The 7014-nt window shown below is 35.0% G+C and carries 8 protein-coding genes; 2 read left to right on the top strand and 6 right to left on the bottom strand.

What is annotated here, in order from left to right; genetic code table 11:
• The first annotated feature begins 1061 nt into the window (after nucleotides 1-1061).
• Nucleotides 1062-1403, top strand: coding sequence for a hypothetical protein (locus R2S57_RS30035; protein ID WP_316848598.1), 342 nt, complete (start codon nucleotides 1062-1064; stop codon nucleotides 1401-1403).
• 238 nt (nucleotides 1404-1641) lie between these two features.
• On the top strand, nucleotides 1642-2091 hold the full coding sequence (locus R2S57_RS30030) for a JAB domain-containing protein (protein ID WP_316848597.1): 450 nt from the start codon (nucleotides 1642-1644) through the stop codon (nucleotides 2089-2091).
• A 49-nt stretch (nucleotides 2092-2140) separates the two neighbouring features.
• Here the strand turns inward: R2S57_RS30030 and R2S57_RS30025 are convergent, their stop codons facing one another.
• From R2S57_RS30025 to R2S57_RS30000, 6 genes are all read right to left on the bottom strand, one after another.
• Complete coding sequence (locus R2S57_RS30025) at nucleotides 2141-2878, bottom strand: immunity 49 family protein (protein WP_316848596.1); 738 nt, start codon at nucleotides 2876-2878, stop codon at nucleotides 2141-2143.
• A 5-nt stretch (nucleotides 2879-2883) separates the two neighbouring features.
• On the bottom strand, nucleotides 2884-3321 hold the full coding sequence (locus R2S57_RS30020; RefSeq protein WP_316848595.1) for a hypothetical protein: 438 nt from the start codon (nucleotides 3319-3321) through the stop codon (nucleotides 2884-2886).
• Nucleotides 3322-3383: 62 nt separating this feature from the next.
• Nucleotides 3384-4091, bottom strand: coding sequence for a hypothetical protein (locus R2S57_RS30015; RefSeq protein WP_316848594.1), 708 nt, complete (start codon nucleotides 4089-4091; stop codon nucleotides 3384-3386).
• A gap of 859 nt (nucleotides 4092-4950) precedes the next feature.
• Nucleotides 4951-5346 carry a hypothetical protein gene (locus R2S57_RS30010; protein ID WP_316848593.1) on the bottom strand — a complete coding sequence of 132 codons (396 nt, stop codon included), beginning with the start codon at nucleotides 5344-5346 and terminating at the stop codon, nucleotides 4951-4953.
• Nucleotide 5347: 1 nt separating this feature from the next.
• Complete coding sequence (locus R2S57_RS30005; RefSeq protein WP_316848592.1) at nucleotides 5348-6100, bottom strand: hypothetical protein; 753 nt, start codon at nucleotides 6098-6100, stop codon at nucleotides 5348-5350.
• 7 nt (nucleotides 6101-6107) lie between these two features.
• A partial coding sequence (locus tag R2S57_RS30000) for a hypothetical protein (protein ID WP_316848591.1) occupies nucleotides 6108-7014 on the bottom strand: 907 nt, incomplete at its 5' end.

Here is a 7014-nt window from a genome sequence, read left to right as displayed (position 1 = left end):
GACAGCCTTACCGTCATCCGATAGCTATCGGATTCCGCGCATCTATATTTAAGGACACATCTTGAAGTGGGTTTTTTAGGTTTTATGCTGGCTTGCTTCAATAACACTCAGGTTTTAGCGAAGGACGCCGTCAATCCCAAGAGCCAGGGAAATCAAAAAAACAGATGCAGTTAAGAGAAACTGGCACTAACAAGCCTGAAACGCAGTGGTTTTGTGTTCCTAAATATTGATTCAAGGTTTTATTAAGAATTGAACACAAAACGAAGTGCCGCTGTTTTTTTGATGTGCAAGGGGTTGCGCAAAAAGGCTCATTGCTGGATTGACAAAGCGCTTTGGGTACTTTGGCGCTCCAAAGTACCATGCCTCCGCGGCAAAGAGCGGAATCAGCGAAGCTTACCGTCATCCGATAGCTATCGGATCCCGCGCATGCGGGAATCAATGACACAGTTTATTGAACAGACCCCATATTAAACCACAAACGCATCAAAATAAACCACAAACGCATCAAAATAAAACACGAACGCATCAAAATAAAACACGAACGCATCAAAATAAAACACGAACGCACCAAAATAAAACCAGAACGCATTAAAATAAAACACGAACGCATCAAAATAGAATTGGAACGCATGAAAATAAAACACGAACGCATGAAAATAAAACACGAACGCATGAAAATAAAACACGAATGCATGAAAATAAAACACGAATGCCTTAAAATAGAATCGGAATGCATCAAAATAAAACACGAACGCATAAAAATAAAATCAGAATGCAATAATATACATTGTGCGCATCGTAATATAAAAAGCGCTTTAATACAACAAAAAAGAGTGTTGATAAAATGAATTCTATTTACTAATATTTTTAGTAATTTTGTTTTGGTTAGGATAATGGCCCAGCAGACTCATAACCACATCACAAAAACTAAATTATAATGAAAGAATTAATCGAACTGATCAAACGCTATTTGTTGAAAGAAGCTGAAACTTTAAATCAAATTACCGACAAACCTAAACCACGCAAAAAGAAGTAAAAGATAATCGCTTACCACCAGCAAAATGAAGCCTAAAGATCTGATCAGAAAAAGCGAACGCTACGAAAAATGGGAGAATTTTACATACGAGGAACCACCTAAACCCTTGATTACTTACTTTACCATTTACGAAAAAGCCAAAGCCGCCAAACATTGGATATACGACCCCGAAATTAAACGCTGGCAAACACCCGAAGAGTTTTTAGAATTGGAAAAGCGAATGAGTGGCGGCGAGCCTAAGCGGTTGGAACGCTTGCAGATTAAAGACCCCATGGAAGGAGTAAATGCTGCTTACGAACAGTTACAATCGTTAAAGGATAGGATGGAGGTGTTTGTGAAGAAAATCATTGCCTATTACAAGCAATGATTCAGCCATCTCATTGGCTAACTTGTTTTCGGACAATCCAAGATTTTCCCTCCTATAAATCGTTGATTTTTTCAATTATAATAGATATTTTCTTACTTTTATACTGCGAACACAGTTGGAGAAATCCAATTAATAATTTTTCTTAAACAATATCTCAGGCATACCGGTGAAAGTCCGGCAACCCATCGGTTTTCCGACTGTGTTCGCGGTGACCTGGGCTTTTATTTAATTTTTCAAAATGCGAACACAGAAAAATCAAACTGCTTTGGCCGAGCTTAAGTTCAGCTACCAAGCACTCAAACGGCCTTTAGATGTTAGTGAGGCCAGGTTTTCTTTTAAATTTTTAAAACACATTATTTGCAAACCTCTGTCCAGGCATGAAAACGAGAAGTATGCATTGTTTGTAAATGAAGCACATCAGGTTTTTGCCTGGTACAAAGTGCAGGAGTATGGAAAATCGGGTAACTGTTTACAACAAATATCAGGTTTGGCGAAAGCTTGTAATGCTTATGGCATAGTACTCTTGAAATACAGTAGCGAGAAAGCAATTGTTATAGATGATGTTGATGAACTCTTCGTAAACCTTTGTTTTGATACCTGCGAAAAATTGCAGATTGATATTGTAGATTATCTCATCTGCAATAGTCGGACATATTTGAGTTATAGGGAGAAATGCCTTAGTAATTAAAAATAAAAGCTTGCCTCGGTTGAATTGAGGCAAGCTACTATTTATATCGCTATAGCTTTAGAAATGAATACTTATCGTCATAGTATTCTAGTGGCCGATAAGGTAAAAATTCTTTTGGTATTAATGGGTGATCAATTTGAATTTCAAAGCCTTTTAACCAAGCTAACTTGGTGTAAGTTAGGGCTGGTATAGAAATATATTCTTCTGTAATTCCCATATGCTTATTCCGTTTTTTATGATCTTTAAGTAATTGTGTTATTGCTCGACAAATTTTAGATTCATCTTTCTCCACTAATCCTTCAAAAAAAAGTATATCTGGTAGAATCGCTTTTTTAAGTTTTACATTTTTTGTTTTCATAATTTCGATGCTCCATTTAACTCTTTCCCAGTCTCCTTTGATAATCTGTTGAATGCAATACAAAAGCGTACTGTGGCCATGCTCTACCATCCATGTATAACTTGAATGTCCAAGATCAGCAAACCGGGTAATTAATTGATTATTATCGCTCAATAATACATAAGTAAGGTTCCTAACACCAGAGTCTAAAATTCTTGAATCGTAGTGGGTAATTAAATATTCATCTATACACCCACATAGGTAGGCATTTAATTTAGCCGAATGAAAGTCTCTATTTTTTTGATGATATAAGAAGAAAGTTTGGTTATAGTACCAAAGACCATTAATTTGACCTTCTAAGTTATTTTTTAAATCAATCTCTTTTATAGTTTCTTTTTCTCTTACAGCATCTGTTTCGTATAGCGTTTCTATGGAAATATAACCTGACATATTTTTTAATATTTCTCTAATTTAGCTATTATTATTATTTCACCAGAAGACCTATCTACTCCCATTACTGTTTTTGTGAAAAGATTTCTATTGTTTTGGAATAGAGTTTCCAGGGTATTTCCTAATGCCGATGTGCTAGAGTTAGTTTTGAGCTGAGCTATAACATCCCTAATCCATGCATCACTCATTTGAGCTTTTAATCCAGTGTTGGGATTTGCCGGGCTCAGTCTCATATTTCCTACAGCACTTACCTGTTTAGCCTCATTGATCAAAATTTCCTGCACATTACCGCTAGCATTTTTCTTAATATATACACCATCAAAACCATTGTTTGAACCTATTTTTGAATCGTATTTCACAAAGCCATCTATTTCGAATAGTTCGTCACATAATGCTTCGGTTTTTGCCCCAGTAGGATCGGTGTGTAATACAATGTCATCCACTTTACTCTTTAAGGCTATCTTAAAAAAGATAGCCTATATCAAACAAAGATGGGAGTACCTACTTACAGTTTCATTCTTGTAAAAGTTAAACCCAAAATATGTTTGCGTTGCGGGTGATCACTTTTCAATATCGCTTTGATATAATTTTTAACGTCTAATACGGTATCCACTAAGCCTTGTTCGCCCTGGAAGATATTAAAACGCTTCTTACGGGCATCATCAACAGGTGTTTTAGCAAGGGCTACAGCTGTGATATTATTCTCCATGGCGGCAAGTAAGGCCTGGAAAGTGGCTAAACTAATATCTTCCTGAACAGGTTCGTAAACTTTACTTAGCGCGAGCACATCAATGTATTGTTTAGAATTTTCTAATCTATTGTCGTACGATACCCGCGACCTTGATGGGCCATCAGTACCATCAGCCGCTATACTGTTTTTCCCCATGCCCCTTAAACGGTCGGCAAGTGTTTTGGCGGTTTGTAACTTGTCAGGATTATCAATCACTACCTTAAAGTAATTGTAACTTCGGGTAATCAAAGCTGCCAGAGGCTTAAATAGTATTTCCTGCTCATCAACAGCATTGCTGTAAACGGGCAAAACAAGACTTAAAGCGCGGTTGGCCTCTTCTGCATTTTTAGATAGGAGTTCTAAGGCTTCTATCGAGATTTTCGGCCTGGGCGGGTTATAATCAACCCCAAGGGCTTTTAAACGGATAATTAAATCTTTTAAATTGGCTGCATTTATTGGGTAGCCACTGTCGGTGTTTGCCATAAGCTTTTTAATTAAGTAGGTGTTTAGTTGATTGTAAGCAGATATTAACTCTTAAAATCTATTAGATAAAACCTTGCCCAAATTTTCTTATCTGATCATTTTTAATTGGAAGAGGAGCAGGTGCGTTATAGAATTTTGAATAAAATCCTTCTTTAATGGCTTCTTAGCCATCTTTTCGGACCAGAAACTTTGGCTGAAAAAAATAATACTTGCTGTGCTGCCAATTCAAAACAAAAGTGTGGCTATGGTTAATTTTCCCCGGTTTATTTTGAGTTTGGGGAAATGTTTCCCCAACTTAATTTTATAAGTAAAAGCCTGGCTTGAAGTTTACCATCAGTAAGATGTAGCGCGTTAATATTCAATTAATGTTTTATTGGCGGCGCATCTCCTGTTTTACCGTGTTTTTCGGATTTATCATATTTCCATATTTAAATTGCATTTTCCCCGCGAAACTACCACCTGACCAACGATAATTTAATCGATGATCTTTGATATCAGAATATCTGTCTAAGTCCCTTGGGTTTTCTTTCAAATTTTTGAGGTTTGTAACTTCGGATCCTCTGTAAAATGACAAGATGTAAGAATCATATCTGATTTGTTTTTTTTTGCCCAACTCCATAGCGAAACGATCTATATGCATCTGACTTTTTTTTGTTCTCTGAATAATTTTTAACAATATAGATTGCAGAAAAATATAGATTGTTATGATTTAGTTCACCCTATATTTATTCTGCTCCAATAAAATAAATTCAATGGGTTTTTGAGATATGCAAGAGTTGAATGATAGCAGCATATATATCCAAATTGTTTTAAATATGCCTTTTATCATATAATTAATCCTGCCAGGGTGTTACAGTGGTTAAATCCAGGTTTCATCACTTGCTTTTGTGAAATGGAACCTAACATATTGCCTGCGCGGCATGAGTACCATTTCTAATTCAACATCACCATTTGCCACGTGGGTAAATTTGTAAAATTCAATTGTTGATACCTCAGTTGATTTTAGGTCTTTCTCATCAACTAAATTCACTTCTATACCTTCAGTATTTACCGTTTTTACATCTTCTGTAAATTCATTTTTCAGTATATAGACTTTTGGATTAAGGTACCTTTTATATTTTCCAACGGTATAATCTGTACTTTTAAGAATAATATCCTTTGGTATGGTTTTATCACTCTTAATTGTGCAGGATATAAACAGTGCAATGATGAATAACCAAAACCATTTACTGTTTTCTGTAATATACTTTTCCAAATTATAAAATTGGTTCTTTATCTTTTGATTTATAATCCTGAAGTTTTATTAATTGGTAGATGCTATTTAGTCTTGCAACAGATTCTCCAGGTCTTTCGGTTAGATAGTTTATCGCCCATTTTATAAATTTTTTTTCATCATTGTTTGAACCGTATTTATCCAACCACTTTTTCATTTCAATAATAGATTTAGTATTATTTTTATCATTGATAATTTCTAATTCTGCCTTGCTTAATGAAAAATTTTTTCTTAGGTAGCTCAAAGCCGAACTACGCTCACCACGTTTAGGTTTATACTTTATAACGTAATTATGCTTATCTACAACTGGTATTTCAAGAAAATTTTCAGGGAGCAAACTATCACCCTTTTTGAATAATGAATATTTAATTACCTTATATAAATCTATCTTTTTAATATAATAACCGCCAGTATCATGAGTGAAATGTAAATTGTGTCCATATTTGTAAGGAAGGAATTCCTTTTTTAATTGGTTTTTTTTATTTTTCAGTTCATTTTCTATGAAGTTCAAATATAGATTAGGCGATTCTTTTAATTTTGCAACATCGTCCTTATAAAGAGAAAGAACTGAATCCCGCTGATCAATTTTTTTAGATTTTTCAAATTTTTCGTAGTTGATCTTTAGTAATAAAATTCTCCAGATATCCTTACTAGCTTGATTGTCAGTGTGTTTTTGTGCATTAATTGGAGCTGCCCACACAAAAAAAAGTATAAAAGCTAAAATATTTTTTTTCATGAAATAATTATTTTTTTCTGTAATAAACTCTAGAAGGTGCTACAACACGTTTTTCTCCCAATAAAAATGTTGGTTCATTACTTCCATAGGATTTAGGAATATCTCTTGGATGGTGTTCAATAATCTCGTAAGTTCCCATCTTACTGCTTATTTTTGTGGCGTAGCCATCAGTACTAACTCCTATTACTATACCAGAATGGGTCCAGTCTTTATCGCCTTTATAATCTTGGTAATATACTATTCTATCTCCAACTTTAACATCTCCTGTTACCTCTTCCCAACCTTTCAATGATAAATCTATTACCCATTTTGGATGCTCATCATCTACCTTTGTTGCATTTTCTAAACCAAATGCATAATAATGACAATTATAAGCAGCAAGATTTATAATTTTTTGTCCATTCGGATAAAAATAAAGGGGGGTACTTTCAGTTAAGTAATTATCCCAGGTACCCTCTTGTAGCTTTGGCCTCCAATAATAACTCGTTGGTTCTCGATCTTTAGGTCGATAATTTTGCAATTTTACTAACTGATAAATATTCTCAAGTCTGGTGATGCTTGGTTTTAAATTACTGTTCTCAATTAAATACCCAGCTGACCAATTCACGAACTCCTTGTTTTTTTGGGAATCACCATTTTGAAGTAGGTAATTTTCTAGTGTTTTGTAAATATCCTTATGCAGCAATAAAAAATTTTGCATAGAGACATCGGTTATACCCATAAAATTCACCATAACATTTAATTCACGTATGGTTGGCTTAGGTATGCACGGTGGTAAACGAACCATATTGGCAGTTGGATCCGGATCATTGTTTGTTGGTGGCACACGTGGTATCTGTCCACCACCACCACAGTCATCAGGTGGATAAGCTCCGCCACCTCCTGGCCCCGATGGATTAATAGGGCCGTCTCCG

Source organism: Pedobacter psychrodurus, from assembly GCF_032678585.1.
Lineage (GTDB): Bacteria > Bacteroidota > Bacteroidia > Sphingobacteriales > Sphingobacteriaceae > Pedobacter > Pedobacter psychrodurus_A.
This window is presented reverse-complemented; position numbering and strand designations above follow the sequence as displayed.

Coding starts and splice junctions, on each gene's coding strand:
- R2S57_RS30035 (WP_316848598.1), top strand. CDS start 1,062: ATGAAGCCTAAAGATCTGATCAGAAAAAGCGAACGCTACGAAAAATGG.
- R2S57_RS30025 (WP_316848596.1), bottom strand. CDS start 2,878: ATGTCAGGTTATATTTCCATAGAAACGCTATACGAAACAGATGCTGTA.
- R2S57_RS30005 (WP_316848592.1), bottom strand. CDS start 6,100: ATGAAAAAAAATATTTTAGCTTTTATACTTTTTTTTGTGTGGGCAGCT.
- R2S57_RS30015 (WP_316848594.1), bottom strand. CDS start 4,091: ATGGCAAACACCGACAGTGGCTACCCAATAAATGCAGCCAATTTAAAA.
- R2S57_RS30030 (WP_316848597.1), top strand. CDS start 1,642: ATGCGAACACAGAAAAATCAAACTGCTTTGGCCGAGCTTAAGTTCAGC.